Origin of the sequence: Amycolatopsis sp. MtRt-6 (assembly GCF_017308975.1) — a bacterium.
GTDB lineage: Bacteria > Actinomycetota > Actinomycetes > Mycobacteriales > Pseudonocardiaceae > Amycolatopsis.
Genome location: NZ_JADWPD010000012.1, coordinates 115,829 through 131,993 on the forward strand (window position 1 = coordinate 115,829; position 16,165 = coordinate 131,993).

At 72.7% G+C, this 16,165-nt stretch carries 15 protein-coding genes and 1 riboswitch; of the genes, 10 read left to right on the forward strand and 5 right to left on the reverse strand.

Annotated features, from left to right (window positions below; genetic code table 11):
- Nucleotides 1–198: 198 nt before the first annotated feature.
- Genes I4Q55_RS21585 through I4Q55_RS21595 form a run of 3 tightly spaced genes read left to right on the forward strand, consistent with a single transcriptional unit; the run spans nt 199 to nt 4,526 of the window.
- Nucleotides 199–1,350: an exonuclease SbcCD subunit D gene (locus I4Q55_RS21585; protein WP_206790060.1), complete on the forward strand. Its 1,152-nt coding sequence runs from the start codon at nt 199–201 to the stop codon at nt 1,348–1,350.
- Nucleotides 1,347–4,298: an AAA family ATPase gene (locus tag I4Q55_RS21590; protein WP_206790061.1), complete on the forward strand. Its 2,952-nt coding sequence runs from the start codon at nt 1,347–1,349 to the stop codon at nt 4,296–4,298. The genes I4Q55_RS21585 and I4Q55_RS21590 overlap by 4 nt, the downstream gene beginning before the upstream one ends.
- 21 nt (nt 4,299–4,319) lie before the next feature.
- On the forward strand, nt 4,320–4,526 hold the full coding sequence (locus I4Q55_RS21595) for a DUF1737 domain-containing protein (protein WP_206790062.1): 207 nt from the start codon (nt 4,320–4,322) through the stop codon (nt 4,524–4,526).
- On the opposite strand, the gene I4Q55_RS21600 is transcribed toward I4Q55_RS21595, so the two are convergent.
- Nucleotides 4,523–5,923 carry a DNA-3-methyladenine glycosylase 2 family protein gene (locus tag I4Q55_RS21600; RefSeq protein WP_374194480.1) on the reverse strand — a complete coding sequence of 467 codons (1,401 nt, stop codon included), beginning with the start codon at nt 5,921–5,923 and terminating at the stop codon, nt 4,523–4,525. The two genes, I4Q55_RS21595 and I4Q55_RS21600, sit on opposite strands and share 4 nt — an antisense overlap.
- A gap of 90 nt (nt 5,924–6,013) precedes the next feature.
- On the opposite strand from I4Q55_RS21600, the gene ychF reads away from it, so the two are divergent.
- Genes ychF through I4Q55_RS21620 form a run of 4 tightly spaced genes read left to right on the forward strand, consistent with a single transcriptional unit; the run spans nt 6,014 to nt 8,537 of the window.
- Nucleotides 6,014–7,096 (forward strand): redox-regulated ATPase YchF, encoded by a 1,083-nt coding sequence (gene ychF, locus I4Q55_RS21605; RefSeq protein ID WP_206790064.1) that lies wholly within the window; start codon nt 6,014–6,016, stop codon nt 7,094–7,096.
- A 51-nt stretch (nt 7,097–7,147) separates the two neighbouring features.
- On the forward strand, nt 7,148–7,738 hold the full coding sequence (locus I4Q55_RS21610) for an ArsR family transcriptional regulator (RefSeq protein ID WP_206790065.1): 591 nt from the start codon (nt 7,148–7,150) through the stop codon (nt 7,736–7,738).
- Complete coding sequence (locus I4Q55_RS21615; RefSeq protein WP_206790066.1) at nt 7,735–8,202, forward strand: hypothetical protein; 468 nt, start codon at nt 7,735–7,737, stop codon at nt 8,200–8,202. The genes I4Q55_RS21610 and I4Q55_RS21615 overlap by 4 nt, the downstream gene beginning before the upstream one ends.
- Before the next feature lie 2 nt (nt 8,203–8,204).
- Complete coding sequence (locus I4Q55_RS21620) at nt 8,205–8,537, forward strand: hypothetical protein (protein ID WP_307793276.1); 333 nt, start codon at nt 8,205–8,207, stop codon at nt 8,535–8,537.
- Nucleotides 8,538–8,910: 373 nt separating this feature from the next.
- On the opposite strand, the gene I4Q55_RS21625 is transcribed toward I4Q55_RS21620, so the two are convergent.
- Complete coding sequence (locus I4Q55_RS21625; RefSeq protein WP_206790067.1) at nt 8,911–9,195, reverse strand: 4a-hydroxytetrahydrobiopterin dehydratase; 285 nt, start codon at nt 9,193–9,195, stop codon at nt 8,911–8,913.
- Between the two features lie 32 nt (nt 9,196–9,227).
- A riboswitch (TPP riboswitch) is annotated at nt 9,228–9,334 on the forward strand.
- A 20-nt stretch (nt 9,335–9,354) separates the two neighbouring features.
- Between I4Q55_RS21625 and I4Q55_RS21630 the strand changes: the two genes are divergently transcribed.
- The 3 genes from I4Q55_RS21630 to I4Q55_RS21640 all read left to right on the forward strand — a co-directional run bounded on the left by I4Q55_RS21630 (nt 9,355) and on the right by I4Q55_RS21640 (nt 13,069).
- On the forward strand, nt 9,355–10,398 hold the full coding sequence (locus I4Q55_RS21630; RefSeq protein WP_206790069.1) for a thiamine ABC transporter substrate binding subunit: 1,044 nt from the start codon (nt 9,355–9,357) through the stop codon (nt 10,396–10,398).
- Between the two features lie 107 nt (nt 10,399–10,505).
- A complete protein-coding gene (locus I4Q55_RS21635; RefSeq protein ID WP_206790237.1) occupies nt 10,506–12,062 on the forward strand; it encodes an iron ABC transporter permease in 1,557 nt (518 codons plus the stop codon).
- Entirely contained in the window at nt 12,062–13,069 is a 1,008-nt protein-coding gene (locus I4Q55_RS21640; protein WP_206790071.1) for an ABC transporter ATP-binding protein, read from the forward strand. The genes I4Q55_RS21635 and I4Q55_RS21640 overlap by 1 nt, the downstream gene beginning before the upstream one ends.
- A gap of 18 nt (nt 13,070–13,087) precedes the next feature.
- On the opposite strand, the gene I4Q55_RS21645 is transcribed toward I4Q55_RS21640, so the two are convergent.
- The 3 genes from I4Q55_RS21645 to I4Q55_RS21655 are packed head-to-tail and all read right to left on the reverse strand — an operon-like array spanning nt 13,088 to nt 16,031.
- Nucleotides 13,088–13,966, reverse strand: a complete 879-nt coding sequence (locus tag I4Q55_RS21645) for an ABC transporter permease (protein ID WP_206790073.1) — start codon at nt 13,964–13,966, stop codon at nt 13,088–13,090.
- On the reverse strand, nt 13,963–14,937 hold the full coding sequence (locus I4Q55_RS21650; RefSeq protein WP_206790075.1) for an ABC transporter ATP-binding protein: 975 nt from the start codon (nt 14,935–14,937) through the stop codon (nt 13,963–13,965). The genes I4Q55_RS21645 and I4Q55_RS21650 overlap by 4 nt, the downstream gene beginning before the upstream one ends.
- The gene (locus I4Q55_RS21655; RefSeq protein WP_206790076.1) at nt 14,934–16,031 is read right to left on the reverse strand and encodes an outer membrane lipoprotein carrier protein LolA; all 1,098 of its coding nucleotides are present in this window, start codon (nt 16,029–16,031) and stop codon (nt 14,934–14,936) included. The genes I4Q55_RS21650 and I4Q55_RS21655 overlap by 4 nt, the downstream gene beginning before the upstream one ends.
- Nucleotides 16,032–16,165 lie beyond the last annotated feature (134 nt).

Sequence of the window (16,165 nt, forward strand, 5' to 3'; positions counted from 1 at the left end):
GAGCGCTCGCGGAACATCATGGCGGACCCCACCGACAAAAAACGCACCCGAACCGTCGCTGTGGGTAGCTGACCTGCGAACACATCGATTCCGCGCAGGGCGTGTCCGATCCTGCACACTCGTGTTAGTACACACGTTCGAGTGAGAAGGCGGCGTGCCTGCGCGATTTCGTCGGACCCGGGTCGTACCTTGGCCCTCGTGAGAATCCTGCACACCTCCGACTGGCACGTCGGGCGCACGTTCCACGGCGCCGACCTGCTCGCGGAACAGGAAGCGGTGCTCGGGCACCTCGCCGACCTCGTGGCCGGCGAGGCGATCGACGCCGTCCTGGTGGCAGGCGACATCTACGACCGCGCGGTCCCCTCGGCGGAGGCCGTCCGGGTCGCCACGAAAGCCGTCGCCCGGATCCGCGCGGCCGGCGCGCAACTCGTTGTCACGCCCGGAAACCACGACTCGGCGCCCCGCCTCGGCGCGTTCGCGGAGTTCGCCGCGGCCGGTGGCCTCCACCTGCGCACCACCGTCGGCGGGCTGGCCGAACCGGTGCTGCTCGAAGACGCCCACGGCCCGGTCGCCGTCTACGGCATCCCTTACCTGGAACCGGAACCGGCGCGCCACGCGCTGGGCGTGCCCGATGCCCGCGGCCACACCGGCGTGCTCACCGAGGCCATGCGCCGGATCCGCGCGGACCTCGAAACCCGGCCCGGCGTCCGGTCGGTCGTGCTCGCGCACGCGTTCGTCACCGGCGGCGAACCCACCGACTCCGAGCGCACGATCGCGGTCGGCGGGGTCGAGCAGGTGCCCGGCTCGGTCTTCGACGGCGTCGACTACGTGGCACTGGGCCACCTCCACGGCCCGCAGACGCTCGCCGAGCACCTGCGGTACTCCGGCAGCCCGCTGGCGTACTCGTTTTCCGAAGCACGCCAACGCAAATCGGTCTGGCTGGTCGACTTGGACCAAAGCGGCCTCGCCGAGGTCCGGCGCCACGAACTGCCGGTCCCGAGAAAGCTCGCCACGCTCACCGGCGAAATCGAAGACCTCCTGCGGGACCCGGCGCACGACGCCTACCTCGGCCACTTCCTGTCGGTCACGGTCACCGACCGGGTGCGCCCGGTCGACGCGATGCGGCGGCTGCGCGAGCGGTTCCCGTACGCCGTGCACCTGGAGTGGGAGCCCGCGGGCGGCCACGCCGGCGCCCCGCTGCGTTACGCCGACGCCGTCCGCGGCCGGTCCGACATCGAGGTCTCGCGCAGCTTCCTCGACGACTGCCGCGGCGCCCCGCCGACCGAGCGCGAAGAGCGGCTCCTGTTCCACGCCCTGGAAGCGGCCGACCGGGGGGCCCTCGCGAAATGAGGCTGCACAGGCTGGAGGTCGAAGCCTTCGGGCCGTACTGCGCACGCGAAGTGGTCGACTTCGACGTGCTCGGCGCCGACGGTCTCTTCCTCCTGCACGGCGAAACCGGCGCCGGCAAGACAACGCTGCTCGACGCGATCGCGTTCGCGCTGTTCGGCGTGGTCCCCGGCGCCCGCAACGAGGCCAAGCGGCTGCGCTGCGACCTCGCCGAGCCCGACCAGGTCACGGAGGTCGCGCTGGAGCTCACCGTGCAGGGGCACCGGCTGAAGATCGTGCGCAACCCGGAGTACCAGCGGCCGAAGCGGCGCGGCGAGGGCACGACCACCCAGCAGGCCAAGGTGTCGCTGAGCTGGATCGGCACCGCGCCGGCCGGGCTGCCACCGGAAGGCCTGATCCGGATCGAGGAGGTCGCGCGCACCGTCGAGCGGCTGCTCGGGATGACGGCGGCCCAGTTCTTCCAGGTGGTGCTCCTGCCCCAGGGCGAATTCGCCCGCTTCCTGCGTTCGGACACCGCCGAGCGCGAGAAGCTCCTGGAGCGGCTGTTCGGCACCGAGCGCTTCGCCGACGTCGAACGCTGGTTCGCCGAGCTGCGCGCCGAGCGCGGCCGGGAGCTCGAAGCGCGGCAGCGGGACGTGCGGGAGCTGCTGGCCCGGTACGCGCAGGAGGCCCACCAGGAGCCACCGGAGGCGGACGTCGCCGAGTGGGTCGACGCTGTGCTCGCGGCCTCGGAAGAACGCGTCCAGCGAGTGACGGCCGAGGAGGAGCGGGCCCGGTCGGCCGCCGAGCGCGCGGACGTCTACCTGCAGGAAGAACGCGCGGGCGCGGAAAAGATCCGCCGCGTCCGCACCGCGCACCTGCGGCTCCTGGAAATCACCGAGCAGGCGCCGCAGCGCGCGGAGTGGGCGCAGGAGGTGGCGGCCGCGCGGCGGGCGGCCGGCGTCGCCGCAGCGGCCGACCTGCTGGACCGGCGGGTCGCCGAACTCGCCGAAGCCGAGCAGGCGGAGAAGGAACGCGGCGTTCGCCTGCGAGAGTTAGGCACCCGGGCGACCGGCGACCTGAAGGCGCGGGCGGCCACCGCGCGCGAAGAGGCAGGGGCGGTCGCGGAGCTGCTTGCCGAAGCCGAGCAGCAGGAGCTCGACGTCATGCGGCGAGACGACCGGAAGCTGGCCGCCGTCACGGCCCGGCAGCAGGTCGAGGAACTGACCGGCGAGCTGGCCGCGATCCCCGGCCAGCTGGCCAAGCTGCGGGCGGACGCCTTGGCAGCGGCGGAAGCCGAGGCGAAGCTCGACGGCGCCAAGGCAAAGGTGGACGAGTTGCGTGCCTTCGCCCGCGACGCCGCCGAGCTGCCCGAAGCCCAGGCGAAAGTCCAGCGCGGTGAGGCCAAGCTGCGCGAAGTCGTCGACGCGCACCAGGCCGCCCGGCAACGCCGGCTCGACCTGCGCGAGCGCCGGCTCGACGGGATGGCGGCCGAGCTGGCCGCCGCGCTGGCCGACGGCGCACCGTGCCCGGTGTGCGGGTCGGCCGAGCACCCGGCGAAGGCCAGCCGGGACGTCGAGCTGGTCGATCCGGCCGAAGAGCGTCAGGCCGAAGAAGCCGAGCAGGCGGCGGACGCGGTGCGGCAGCGGGTCGTCGTCGCGCTGGAAGAGGCGAAGGCGCGGCTGGCCGGGCTGATCGAGCGGCTGGCCGGGCGCACGGCCGAGTCGATCACCGCCGAGCTGGCCGAAGCCCGCGCCACAGTCGCCGCGCTGACCGCGCAGGCCGCCGGGAAGGCGAAGCTGAGCCAGCAGGTCGTCCTCCTGGAACGCGACGCCGAGCAGCGGGCCGAACGCCTGCGCCGGGCCGAACAGGCGGCGACCGAAGCCACGACCGACGTCCGCGCCCTGGACGAACGGCTGGCCGAACGCGAACGCCGGCTGGTCGCCGGGCGCGGCGAGTTCGCGGACGTCGGCGCGCGGCGGCAGCACCTCCTCGGCCTGGCGGAGGCCCTGGAAGCGGTCGCGGACGCCCGCACGGCGGTCGCCGGCGCGCGGGATCGGGTGGCCGAACAAAAAACGCTGGTCGAGGCGGCGGTCACGGCGAAGGGGTTCACGTCGCTGAAGAAGGCGCGGGCCGCGATGCTGCCGGACGAGCAGATCGAGAAGCTGGAGCAAGGCATCGCCGAGGCCGAAGCGGCCGCGGCGGGCGCGCGGGCGCTGCTGGCCGAGCCGGACCTGTTCGGGATCTCGCCGGACGACGTCGCGGACGTCGGCCGCGCCGCCGACGCGGCCCAGCTGGCCCGGGCACGGGCCGACTCGGCGTATGCGGCATTGCGGGTGGCCACCGCGCAGCACGAGGAGCTGACCCGGCTCGCCGGACTGCTGCGCAAGGCGCTGGCCGGGCTCGCGCCTGCCGAAGCGGAGTACGCCGAGCTGCGCGCGCTCGCGGACGTCGTCAACGGGCGCGGGCAGAACAGCCGGAAGATGTCGCTGCGGTCGTATGTGCTGGCCGCGCGGCTCGAAGAAGTCGCCGTCGCCGCCACGCACCGGCTGCGCACGATGAGCCAGGGCCGGTACGCGTTCGTGCACTCGGACGCGGCCGGCGCGCGCGGCACCCGCGGCGGGCTCGGCATCGACGTGCTCGACGACTACTCCGGCACCATCCGCCCGGCGAAGACCCTGTCCGGCGGTGAGTCCTTCCTCGCGTCGCTGGCCCTCGCGCTGGGGCTGGCCGACGTCGTCGCGGGGGAGACCGGCGGCGCGTTGCTGGACACGCTGTTCGTCGACGAGGGTTTCGGCACGCTGGACGCCGAAACCCTCGACGTCGTGATGAACATCCTCGACGAGCTGCGCGCCGGCGGGCGGGTGGTCGGGCTCGTGTCCCACGTCGAAGAGCTGCGGCAGCGGATCCCGACCCGGCTGCGGGTCCGCAAGTCCCGCACGGGCTCGACATTGGAGGTGCGCGCGGGCTGATCACTCGGCCAAGATGAAGCCATGACCGACCAGCCGCCGAACGGCCTGCCCCGCTACCGCATGCTCACCGGCCCGGACGACGCCAAGTTCTGCCACCGGGTCAGCGAGATGCTGGAGCTCGGCTACCGCCTGTACGGCTCGCCGGCGGCGACCTACGACGGTGAGCAGGTCATCGTCGCGCAAGCCGTGCTGTGGCAGGGCGAACAGGGCCAGGCGAACAGAAGCTAGGCGGACAAGGGCGAAGCGGCCGCGCGCCGGAGGTACATCCCGGCGTAGGAGCACCACGGCGTCCACGCGCGGGCTCGCTCGCCGAGCGAATCCGGCGAGATCCCCAGCGTCTCGGCGCCGCGGCGGACTTTCGCGTCGTCGGCGAGCAGCACGTCCGGGGCGCCGAGGACCCGCATCACCACGTGGTCCGCGGTCGGCAGGTCGACATACGTCAGCAGCTCCGCCCGCAGTTCCGCGGCGTCCCGGCCCACGTGCACGTCCAGCCGTCCCTCGGCCAGCGCGGCGGCGACGGGGTGGCCGGTCGTCGCGACCTGGGCCGCCGTCGGGAACAGCCGCGTCACGCCCCACTCGCCCGGCATCTCCTCGCCGGGCGGCACCTCGCTCAGGAGGGCGCGGAGCAGCAGTTCCTCACCGTCGACGGCGCCCGGCACCCGGATCCCGGGCACGGCCGCGACCAGCAGGGCCAACGCCGGGTCCGCGCCCAGCACGCGGGTGACCGCCGCGGGATCGGCGTCGAGATCGAGCAGCCGGCGCACCCGGCTGACCGCGCTGCCGAGGTCGCGCAGGTCGGTGAGCATCAGTTCACAGCGGACGTGGTCGGGTGAAGGCGTCAGCCGGACGACGCCGGAGCCGTGGGCGAGCCGCAGGGTGCGCGCGTAGGACTCCGACGTCACTTCCTCGACGCCCGGTACCGCGTGCTCCGCGAAGAAGCGAAGCAACCCCGAAGCGTCGAACGGCGGGCGGAACGGCAACCGCAGGCTGAGCCGCGTTCCGGTGACATCGCTCTGCCGTCCCCGTCGTGAAGCCGCGGAGACGCGAAGCTGCGAAGGCGTCGTCGCGAACACTTCGCGGATCGTCTCGTTGAACTGCCGGACGCTGGAGAAGCCCGCCGCGAAGGCGACGTCCGTCAGCGGCAGCTCGGACATCTCGATGAGCAGCCGCGCCGAATGCGCGCGGTGGGCGCGGGCCAGGGCCAGCGGGCCCGCGCCCAGCTCGGCGGTGAGCACGCGGCCGAGCTGGCGGTCCGAGTAGCCGAGCCGCCGGGCGAGGCCCGGGACGCCTTCGCGCTCCACGGTTCCGTCGGAGATCAGGCGCATCGCCCGCGCGGCGAGGTCGGCGCGCACGTTCCAGTCCGGCGAGCCGGGCACGGCGTCGGGCAGGCAGCGGCGGCAGGCGCGGAAGCCGTTGGCCTGCGCGGCCGCCGACGTCGGGAAGAAGCGGACGTTCTGCACCTTCGGCGTCGACGCCGGGCAGGACGGGCGGCAGTAGATGCCGGTGGTGCGGACCGCCATGATGAACTGGCCGTCGAAGCGCGAGTCGCGGGCGGTGACCACGCGGTAGCAGCGTTCGGCGTCGCGCCAGAGTGCGCGCGTTTCGGTGACCATGAATTCGAGCATGCCAGCAGGTCAGCGCCGTCGCTGGCGGAAATCCGCCACGGCGTTGGGTGCGTGGGGCCGGGCCGGGGCGGGCACGTAGACTGCGGGGTCGTGAGCCTCACCCTCGGTATCGTCGGCCTGCCCAACGTCGGCAAGTCCACCCTGTTCAACGCGCTGACCCGCAACGACGTGCTCGCCGCGAACTACCCGTTCGCGACGATCGAGCCGAACGTAGGCGTCGTGCCGCTGCCGGACCCCCGGCTGGACAAGCTGGCCGAGCTGTACAAGTCGGAGAAGACCGTCCCGGCCGTGGTGTCCTTTGTGGACATCGCGGGCATCGTGAAGGGCGCGTCCGAGGGTGCCGGGCTGGGCAACAAGTTCCTGGCGAACATCCGTGAGGCCAACGCGATCTGCCAGGTCATCCGCGTGTTCGACGACCCCGACGTGGTGCACGTCGACGGCCGCATCGACCCGTCGAGCGACATCGAGACGATCAACACCGAGCTGATCCTCGCCGACCTGCAGACCCTCGACAAGGCGCTGCCGCGGCTGGAGAAGGAAGCGCGGACGAAGAAGGAGAACAAGCCCGCGCTGGACAACGCCCAGAAGGCGAAGGAGATCCTCGACGCCGGGCGCACGTTGTTCCAGGCGCAGAAGGAAGTCGACTTCGAGGCGCTGCGCGAGCTGAGCCTGCTCACGACGAAGCCGTTCCTGTACGTCTTCAACGCGGACGAATCGGTGCTCACCGACGAGGCCCGCCGCGAGGAGCTGACGAAGCTGGTCGCGCCGGCGGACGCGGTGTTCCTCGACGCGAAGGTCGAGGCGGAACTGCTGGAGCTGGACGACGAGGAGTCGGTGCGCGAGCTGCTCGAGTCGGTCGGCCAGCCGGAGCCGGGCCTGTACGCCCTGGCCCGCGCGGGTTTCCACACGCTCGGCCTGCAGACGTACCTGACGGCGGGCCCCAAGGAGGCCCGCGCCTGGACGATCCCCCAGGGCGCCACGGCCCCCCAGGCGGCAGGCGTCATCCACACGGACTTCGAGCGCGGCTTCATCAAGGCGGAGATCGTCTCGTACGACGACCTGATGGAGGCCGGCTCGATGGCGGCCGCGAAGTCGGCGGGCAAGGTCCGCATGGAGGGCAAGGACTACGTCATGGCGGATGGCGACGTGGTCGAGTTCCGCTTCAACGTGTGAGCGTCAACTACTGACTGTTGTTTTCATTGGACGCAGGATATGCTGCGTCCAATGAAAGCTTCGCCGAGCCTGCTGCCCCTGCTGCGCTCCCGCATGCAGGGCGAGCTGCTCGCGCTGGTCCTGCTGCACCCGGAGCGCGAGTACAGCATCACCGAGCTCGGCAAGGCGTTCGGCGTCTCGGCGACGACCGTGCTGCGCGAGGTCGAACGGCTCGTCGGCGGCGGCATCCTCGAAGACCGGCGGGTCGGCCGCAGCCGGCTCGTCAGAGCCCGCACCGACACCCCGCTCTACCGGCCCCTGGCCGAGCTCATCTCCGTCACCTTCGGGCCGCTGCCCCTGCTCACCGAGGCGCTGTCCGGGCTGGCGGGCGTGCGCGAGGCCTACATCTACGGGTCCTGGGCCGCGCGCTACAGCGGGGAACCGGGGCCGCCGCCGGGTGACGTCGATGTCCTCGTCGTCGGCTCGCCCGATGCGGACGAGCTCTTCGACCTGGCCGAGGGCGTGTCGCGGCGGCTGGGGCGCGAAGTCAACGTCCACCGGATCTCGCCGGCGGCGTGGGCGGCGAGCAGCACCGACCCGTTCCTCACCAGCGTGCGTGAACGCCCGCTGGCCCCGCTGCCGCTCGAGCAGGAGACAGCATGACCCGGTGGAACCAGGGCCGCGCCACGATCGACGCGCTCATCGCGCGCGGCTCCCTCGAGCACGTCCCGGCTTCGCGGGAGGCCGCGGAGGCCGAGCTCGCCAGGGCCCGCACGCACGTGGCTTCGGCGCGGCAGCTGCTGGAGCCGGACCCGGAAGGCGCCTACACGCTGGCCTACGACGGCGCGCGGCGTGCGCTGGCCGCCGTCCTGCAGAACCAGGGCCTGCGGGCGACGAGCCGTGGTGGCCACATCGCCCTCTACGAAGCGGTGCTCGCCCAGCTCGATCCGCCGCTGGGCCCGCTTCTGCGTCCCTTCAACCGGATGCGGATGCGGCGCAACGAGGTCGCCTACCGCTCCTCGGAGGCGCCTCCGGTGACGGCCGAAGACGTGACGGCCGACGTAGCGAAGGTCGAGGACCTCATCGGGGTCGCCGAGAAGGCGATCCCGAACATGCCCCGGTACTGACCGTGGAACGCGCGCTGACGCCGAACGAACGGACGGCACTGGACACACTGCTCGCGGCGGACTTCCCCGGGGCGGCGGAGCTGCGGGCCCAGGCGCCCACGGCTCGCGTGACCGGGCGGTGCGGCTGCGGCTGCCCCACGATCGACCTGGCGGTGGCCGAAGCGACCCCGCGAGCGCAGGTGGAGAGCCGGGTGGCGGTCGAAGCCGAGGTGCCGGACGGCGGGCTCATCGTCTTCGTCGAAGACGGCCGCCTGTCGGGGCTCGAGTACTGGTCCACGGCCGACGAGACCCCGGCCGAGTTCCCGCCGCCGGAGGAGATCCGGGCGGCGGGGTAGCGGCGATCAGCCGAGGAGGCCCAGCAGCGCGATCGTGATCAGCACCACCGCGGGGGCGAGGGCGTTGATCCAGGCGCGCTGGGCGGCGGTGAGAGTGCTGTTCATGGGGCTTCCCTACGGGCGATACCAATGCTTCCGCAGGATCAGCGCGCCGATCATGCCCCGTGTTAACAGCTGTGATCGAACTCTCAGCTGTCCAGGTGACGGCGGTTGCGGGCGGTGAACCAGAGCACCCCGCCGGCCGCCGCCACCATCGTTGCGAACGCTGCCGTACCGACCACGATTGCCTGAGTCATCTCTTGTCTCCCTCCCGAAGGTTCCGGTAACCGAGAGACGTCGGGACCAGGCAAAAGTGCACCCAGAGTAACCAGGATCACAGGTCCGCGAGTACCGAGTCGATCTGCGCGGCGAGGTCGAAGTCCTTCGCCGTCAGGCCGCCCGCCGAATGCGTCGTCAGCCGGAACGTCAGCGTGCGCCAGCGGATGTCGATGTCCGGGTGGTGGTCGGCCGCTTCGGCCAGCTCCGCCACCCGGTTCACCACCTCGATCGCCTGGGGGAAGCTCGCCAGCTCCACCTCGCGGCCGATGACCGCGCCGGAGCGGGTCCAACCGGAGCCCAGGCGCTGATCGGCTTCGGAGTCGCTCAAGATTTCCGTCATGTCTCCATGGTCGTCCGTCCTGGACTACGCTGCACGCTTGCCACGGGAGTCCGGTCAGCCGGGCTGAGAGGCGGGTCACCCGCGACCGTTCGCACCTGACCGGATCATGCCGGCGACGGGAGGGCTTCCCTCCGCGTCCGGCGAAGTGCAGGAGGGTAGATGAAACGCAGGGCTGCGACGGCCATTGCCGTCGTCGGCGTGGTCGCCGCGGGGTGCTCGCTGTCGGACGGCGACGGTGGCACGCAGCAGACGCCCACCGTCACCCTCGTGACGCACGACTCCTTCCTCGCGCCGCAGGAGGTGCTCGACGCCTTCCAGAAGCAGTCGGGCATCAAGGTCTCCGTGCTCAAGCAGGGCGACGCCGGTTCGCTGACCAACAAGCTCGTGCTGACGAAGGCCAACCCGATCGGCGACGTCGCGTTCGGCGTCGACTCCACCTTCGCCTCCCGGGCGCTGGCCGAGGGTGTCTTCGAGCCCTACACCAGCCCCGAAGCCGACCGCGGGCCGCAGCGCTACGCCGTCGACCCCGAGCACCGGCTGTCCGCGGTCGACGTCGGCGACGTCTGCGTCAACGTCGACACGAACTACTTCACCACCAAGGGCATCCCCGCGCCGGAGACCTACGACGACCTGGCCGACCCGAAGTACAAGGATCTCCTGGTCGCCGAGGACCCGGCGACGGCGTCACCCGGGCTGGCGTTCCTCCTCGGCACGATCGCCAAGTACGGCGAGGCCGGCTGGAAGGACTACTGGACCAAGCTGAAGGCCAACGGCGTCAAGGTGGTCAGCGGCTGGGAAGAGGCCTACACCAAGGAGTTCTCGGGCTCGTCCGGCAAGGGGCCGCGGCCGATCGTCGTCTCGTACGCGTCGTCGCCCGCCGCCGAGGTCGGCGACGACGGGAAGCCGCGCACCAAGGCGCTGCTCGACACCTGCTACCGGCAGGTCGAGTACGCCGGCGTGCTGGCCGGCGGCAAGCAGGTCGAGAACGCGCGCAAGGTCGTCGACTTCCTGCTCTCCCAGCAGTTCCAGGCGACGGTCGCGGCCAACATGTACGTCTACCCGGCCCGCCAGGGTGTCGACCTGCCCGCGGGCTGGGCGCAGGTCGCGCCGCTGCCGCAGAAGCCGCAGACGCTGCCCGCGGACCAGGTGCAGGCCGGGCGCGAGAAGTGGATCGGCGAATGGCGCACGCTCGTGCAGCAGTGACATCCGAGGCTCCGCCTCGGGCCGGGGGCTCCGCCACCCGGAGCCCCCGAAAGAAAGTCCTAGCCCCGCCCAGGACCGCTCGCGGGCTCGGCCTGGCGCTGCTGGGCCTGGCCCCGATCGGCTTCCTGGTGGTGTTCTTCGCCTGGCCGGTCGTCGCGATCATCGGCCGCGGGTTCGCCGCGGGCGGGCTCGAAGTGGTCCTGAACGACGCGCGGACCTGGCAGCTCGCCGGGTTCACCGTCGCGAGCGCGGCCGCGTCCACGCTGGTCGCGGTGGTCGCCGGGCTGCCGGTCGCCTTCCTGCTGGCTCGGGTGCGGCTGCCCGGCGTCGGCCTCGCGCGGACGCTGGTGCTCGTCCCGTTCGTGCTGCCGACCGTCGTCGTCGGGCTGGCGTTCCGCGCCCTCTGGCCGGACGGCGGCGTGCTGCCGATCGTGCTGGCCAACGCCTTCTTCAACGTCGCCGTCGTCGCGCGGACCGTTGCCGGGCTGTGGGCGCGGCTGGACCCCCGCACGACCGACGCCGCCCGGGCGCTCGGCGCGTCGCCGTGGCGGGCGTTCCGGTCGGTGACGCTGCCCGCGCTCGCCCCGGCGGTCGCCTCCGCCGCGGCCGTCGTGTTCCTCTTCTGCGCCACCAGCTTCGGCGTCGTCCTGATCCTCGGTGGCGCCCGCTACCGGACCCTGGAAACCGAGATCTACCTGCGGACGGTCGACCTCCTCGACCTCTCGGGTGCCGCCGCGCTCTCGCTGATCCAGTTCACGGCCGTGGTCGCCGCGCTGGTCATCGGCGGGCTGGCCCGGCGGCGCAAGGAGGGCGCCCGGATCGGCTCGGTCCCGGCCCGGCGCCCCCGCGGCGGCGAGTGGTGGGTCGTCGGCGCCGCGGGCGTCGTGCTCGCGCTGCTGGTGACGCCGATCGTCGCGCTCCTCGCCGAGTCGGTGTCCACTGAGGACGGCTGGAGCCTCGCCGGCTACCGGGCACTGACGAGCACCGGCGAGAAGGGCGCGCTCCAGGTGTCCGGCTGGGACGCCGCGGTGAACTCGCTGAAGGTGGCCATCGACGCGACGCTGCTCGCGGTGGTCGTCGGCGTGCTCGCGTCCGTCGTGCTCGTCGCGCTGCGGCGCTCGCCCGCCAAAGCCGCGCGCGGCCTGGGCGAGACGATGGACGCCGTCCTCATGCTGCCGCTCGGGGTGTCCGCGGTGACCGTCGGGTTCGGCTACCTGGTGACGCTCGACGCGCTGCCGGGCGACCTGCGGACGTCGCCGTACCTGGTGCCGCTGGCCCAGGCGCTGGTGATCATCCCGCTGGTCGTGCGGATGGTGCTGCCGGTGCTGCGCTCGGTCGACGTCCGGCTGCGGCAGGCCGCGTCGACGCTCGGGGCGAGCCCGCTGCGGGTGTGGCGCGAGATCGACCTGCCGCTGACACTGCGGCCGCTGGTCGCGGCGGCCGGCTTCGGCTTCGTCGTGGCGCTCGGCGAGTTCGGCGCGACGAGCTTCCTCGCCCGGCCGACGGCGTCGACGCTGCCGGTCGCGGTCGCGACGCTGATGGCGCGGCCGGGGGAGCTGAACAACCAGATGGCATACGCCGCGTGCGCGTTGCTGATGCTCGTGACGGTGCTGGCGGTCGCCCTGATCGACCGGCTCGGGCGCGGCCGGGTGGGAGAGTTCTGATGGCGCTGTCGGTACGGGACCTGACCGTCCACTACGGAACGTTCGCGGCGGTCCGCGACGCCCGGCTGGACATCGCCGACGGCGAGGTGCTGGCGCTGCTCGGGCCGTCGGGCTCGGGCAAGTCGACGCTGCTGCGCGCGATCACCGGGCTCGAGCCGTCGGCGCGCGGCTCGGTGAGCTGGGACGGCGAAGACCTCGGCGCGGTGCCGGTCCACCGGCGCGGCTTCGGCCTGGTGTTCCAGGACGGCCAGCTGTTCACCCACCGCGACGTCGCCGCGAACATCGCGTTCGGCCTGCGGATGCACGGGGTGCCCCGCGCGCAGTGGGCGCCGCGCGTCGCCGAGCTGCTGGAGCTGGTCGGGCTCGCCGGCTTCGAGCGACGGCGGGTGACGGAGCTGTCCGGCGGGCAGGCGCAGCGGGTGGCGCTGGCCCGCGCGCTGGCACCGAAGCCGCGGCTGCTGCTGCTCGACGAGCCACTGTCCGGTTTGGACGCCGGCCTGCGCGAACAGCTGGCGATCGACCTGGCGGACCTGCTGCGGCGCAGCAAGATCACGGCCCTGCTGGTGACGCACGACCAGGAGGAGGCGTTCACGCTGGCCGACCGGGTCGCGGTGCTGGACGCGGGGGAGGTGCGGCAGGAGGGCGCGGTCCGCCGGGTGTGGCGGAACCCGGCGGACGACACCGTGGCCCGGTTCCTCGGGGTGACGACGTTCGTGGACGGCACCGCGGCGGCCGGGCGCGTGCACACGTCCCTCGGCGACGTGGCCCTGCCGGACGTCGGCGACGGTCCGGTGCGGCTGGGGTTGCGGCCGCACGCGCTGCGCGTCGCAACCGAAGGCGTACCGGGCGAGGTCGTGGCCGCGGTCCACCGCCGGGAACACGTGCGGCTGGTGGTGCGGCTCGAAGAGTCCACAGTGGACGCGGTCGCGCCGGCGGCGTCGGACCTGCGGGCCGGGGACGCCGTGCGGCTGGAGCTCGACCCGGACGGCGTCGCGCTGGTCGGTTGACGCCGTCCGGAAGGAACCTCAGCCGTCGCGGGTGGACAACCGCGCGTAGGCCAGCGACAGCCCGATCACGATGTAGCAGGCCGCGCGCAACGCGCCTTCGCCCAGCATCTGGGTGCCCATCGGGTCCTGCAGGACCTCGGCCGGCGCCATCGACCAGTTCTGCGTCAGCAGGAACGGGTGCAGCCAGTCCAGCGACGTCAGGAACCCCAGGATCGTGAACACGATGTCGCCCGCCAGGACCGAGGCCACCACCAGCATCGGGTGCTCGGTCCAGCTGGAGATCGCCAGCGCCACCGCGCCGACCGCCCACAGCTGCAGCACCACCCAGGCCGCCACCAGCAGCAGCCGCGCCATCGCGCCGCCGAGGGACAACGTCGTGCCCGACAGCGTGAACAGCGAGTCCGTGCCGTTGATGATCAGGCCCGTCACCACGCCCGTCACGACCATCGCCAGCACCGAAACCACCGACACCGTCGCGACGCCGAACGCCTTGACCGCCAGCAGGCGACCCCGGCCGACCGGCGCGATCAGCCAGCCGCGCAGCGTGCCGTGGGACGTCTCGCCCGCGATCGCGTCCGCGCCCGCCATCGCCGAGGCCAAGGGCAGCAGCAACGCCAACGACATCACGATCGCCGCGATCGGCAGCACGAACGCGTTGTTGACCGCCGAGGCCAGCAGGGCCCCGCCGCCGTCGTCCGGGCCGCCGCCGCTCGACGGGTTCTCGTCGACCAGCGTCAGGCCGATGCCGATCACCACCGGGATCAGCGCCAGGAGCCCGAGCACGGCCAGCGTGCGCGGCCGGCGGAAGATCCAGCGCAGCTCCGCGGCCAGCAGCCGCGGCAACGGCACCGTGTCGTGGCCCGTGCGGGCCGCCGGTGCCTCCAGGACCGCTGTCATTCCGCCCCCTCGGTCAGCCGCGCGAACAGGTCTTCCAGGCCGGTGCGGGCCCGCGTCGCCTCGTGGACCGCGACCCCCGCGCCCACCAGGACCTGCAGTACCCGCGGCGCCTCGGCCGCGGTGAGGTCGGCGCGGACGCCGTCCGGCGTCAACCGGGCGCCGATCCGGTTCTCCCGCAGCACTTCCACCGCCAGGTCCGCGTCCGGCGTGCGGACCAGCAGGGCCGCGTTCCCGGACTCCAGCAGCTCCGCCAGCTCCCCTTGGGCGACGACGTTGCCGGACTGCAGGACGGCGACGTGCGTGCAGGTCGCCTCGACCTCGGCCAGCAGGTGCGACGACACCAGCACGGTGACGCCCTCGGCGTGCAGCTCGGCGATGATCCTGCGGATCTCCCTGGTACCAGCAGGATCGAGGCCGTTGGTCGGCTCGTCGAGCACGACCATCTTCCGCGGCACCAGCAACGCCGAAGCGAGCCCGAGCCGCTGCTTCATGCCGAGCGAGTACCCCTTGTACCGCCGTCGCGCCGCCCCGGTCAGCCCGACGCGCTCCAGCGCCGCGTCGACCGCCGGCGCGATCCCGGCCGACGACAGCCGCGGTTCCGCCGCGGCGAAGCGCAGCAGGTTGTCGCGCCCGGACAGGAACGGGTGGAAGCCCGGTCCCTCGACCAGCGCGCCGACGTCCGGCAGCGCGTGCGCGGCGGCGTCCGGCATCGGGCGGCCGAGCAGCTCGACCTCGCCCTCGGTCGGCCTGACCAGGCCGAGCAGCATCCGGATGGTGGTCGTCTTGCCCGAGCCGTTCGGCCCGAGCATGCCCACGACGGCGCTCTGCGGGATGTCGAGGTCGACGTGGTCCACCGCGACGGTGCTGCCGTAGACCTTGCGAAGCCCCCGCGTGCGTGCGGCCAGGGGAACCGCCGGGGCGGACGTCTCCGAAGAAACGTCCGCCCCGGACTCCACAGTCGTGCTGGTCACTTCTGACCCAGTGCTTCGAACAGGACCTGCTCCGGCACCGCACCGGCGGCGAAGCGGCCGTCGTCGGTCAGCACCGCGCTGCCGACCTTCGTGGTGAAGACGTAGCCGCTGCCCCACGCGCCGCTGACCTTCTTGCCGAACCGCTCCAGCAGCGCCTTCGGGTCGGCGTTGGCACCCCGGCCTTCACGACCGGACTGCTGCTTCGGCGCCGCGTTCAGCGCCTCCGCCGGCACCTTGCCGGTGACGACGGTGTCCCAGCCGTCGCCGACGACCTTGACGTCCTGCTTGGCCTGCTCGGCGAGGTCCTTGGTCTGCTGGTCGACCTTCGCGGTCTTCTCCTCCACCTTGGCGCCCTTCGGCGGGGTGAAGGTGAACAGGTCGGCCGGCTGCTGCGTGAACTCGATCTCGGTGAACGCGACCTCGAGGGCCGGCGTCGCCGTGCCGTTGCTCAGGACCGACACCCGCAGCGGCATCCGCGTCTGCGAGTCGACCGCGACGCGGATCTCGCGCAGCAGCGTCCGCTCGGTCGGCTTCGGCGTCAGGACCAGTTCGTAGGCCGGGCGGTCGGCGACGGTCGCGGTGCCGTCGACCGACACCGTGCTGCTCTCGCGGACCTTCGCGAGCAGTTCCGTCGACGCCGCCAGCGGGTCGGTGGTCCGGTCGCTGCCCGCGCCCTTCCGCTGGGCCACGTCGGCCGGGATGGTCACCTTGGTCGCGGTGTTCGTCCGGGAGCTGTAGTCCCAGACGGTCGTGCCGTCGTGGACCACGGTCTCCTGGCTCGCGCCCTGCGTGACGGCCAGCCTGCTCTTGCCGGCGCCGTCGGTGAAGATGTGCGCCGAGTCCATGTTGAGCGCCGACGCGCCCGGCACGGCGTTGCCGATCGCGGGCAGGCCCAGGTCGTTGCTCACCTTCAGCGTGCCGTCGAACGCGCCCGGCTTCGCCTTGACCACCGACTGGACCAGGTCCTCGGCGCTCACCGGCGGCAGCGCCGGCTTGTCGTCGGCGCTGGCCGGCATCGCGACGAACGCGAGCCCGCCGGCACCGAGCGCGGTGCCGAGGACCGCGGCGGTGATGCCCTTCGTCTTCGGTTTCATGCGTCTCTCCCTGTGGTGTTCCCGGGCCCGAGTGTGCCCGGCTCCCTGGCACCGACGCTTCCCTCTCGAGGCTGAGATACCCCTGAAGGTTCTCCCTCCCCGGCTGAGATCGCGCTGAGAACCGACGCGGGACC

Coding starts and splice junctions, on each gene's coding strand:
- I4Q55_RS21590 (WP_206790061.1), top strand. CDS start 1,347: ATGAGGCTGCACAGGCTGGAGGTCGAAGCCTTCGGGCCGTACTGCGCA.
- I4Q55_RS21595 (WP_206790062.1), top strand. CDS start 4,320: ATGACCGACCAGCCGCCGAACGGCCTGCCCCGCTACCGCATGCTCACC.
- I4Q55_RS21600 (WP_374194480.1), bottom strand. CDS start 5,923: ATGCTCGAATTCATGGTCACCGAAACGCGCGCACTCTGGCGCGACGCC.
- I4Q55_RS21610 (WP_206790065.1), top strand. CDS start 7,148: ATGAAAGCTTCGCCGAGCCTGCTGCCCCTGCTGCGCTCCCGCATGCAG.
- I4Q55_RS21615 (WP_206790066.1), top strand. CDS start 7,735: ATGACCCGGTGGAACCAGGGCCGCGCCACGATCGACGCGCTCATCGCG.
- I4Q55_RS21625 (WP_206790067.1), bottom strand. CDS start 9,195: ATGACGGAAATCTTGAGCGACTCCGAAGCCGATCAGCGCCTGGGCTCC.
- I4Q55_RS21630 (WP_206790069.1), top strand. CDS start 9,355: ATGAAACGCAGGGCTGCGACGGCCATTGCCGTCGTCGGCGTGGTCGCC.
- I4Q55_RS21640 (WP_206790071.1), top strand. CDS start 12,062: ATGGCGCTGTCGGTACGGGACCTGACCGTCCACTACGGAACGTTCGCG.
- I4Q55_RS21645 (WP_206790073.1), bottom strand. CDS start 13,966: ATGACAGCGGTCCTGGAGGCACCGGCGGCCCGCACGGGCCACGACACG.
- I4Q55_RS21655 (WP_206790076.1), bottom strand. CDS start 16,031: ATGAAACCGAAGACGAAGGGCATCACCGCCGCGGTCCTCGGCACCGCG.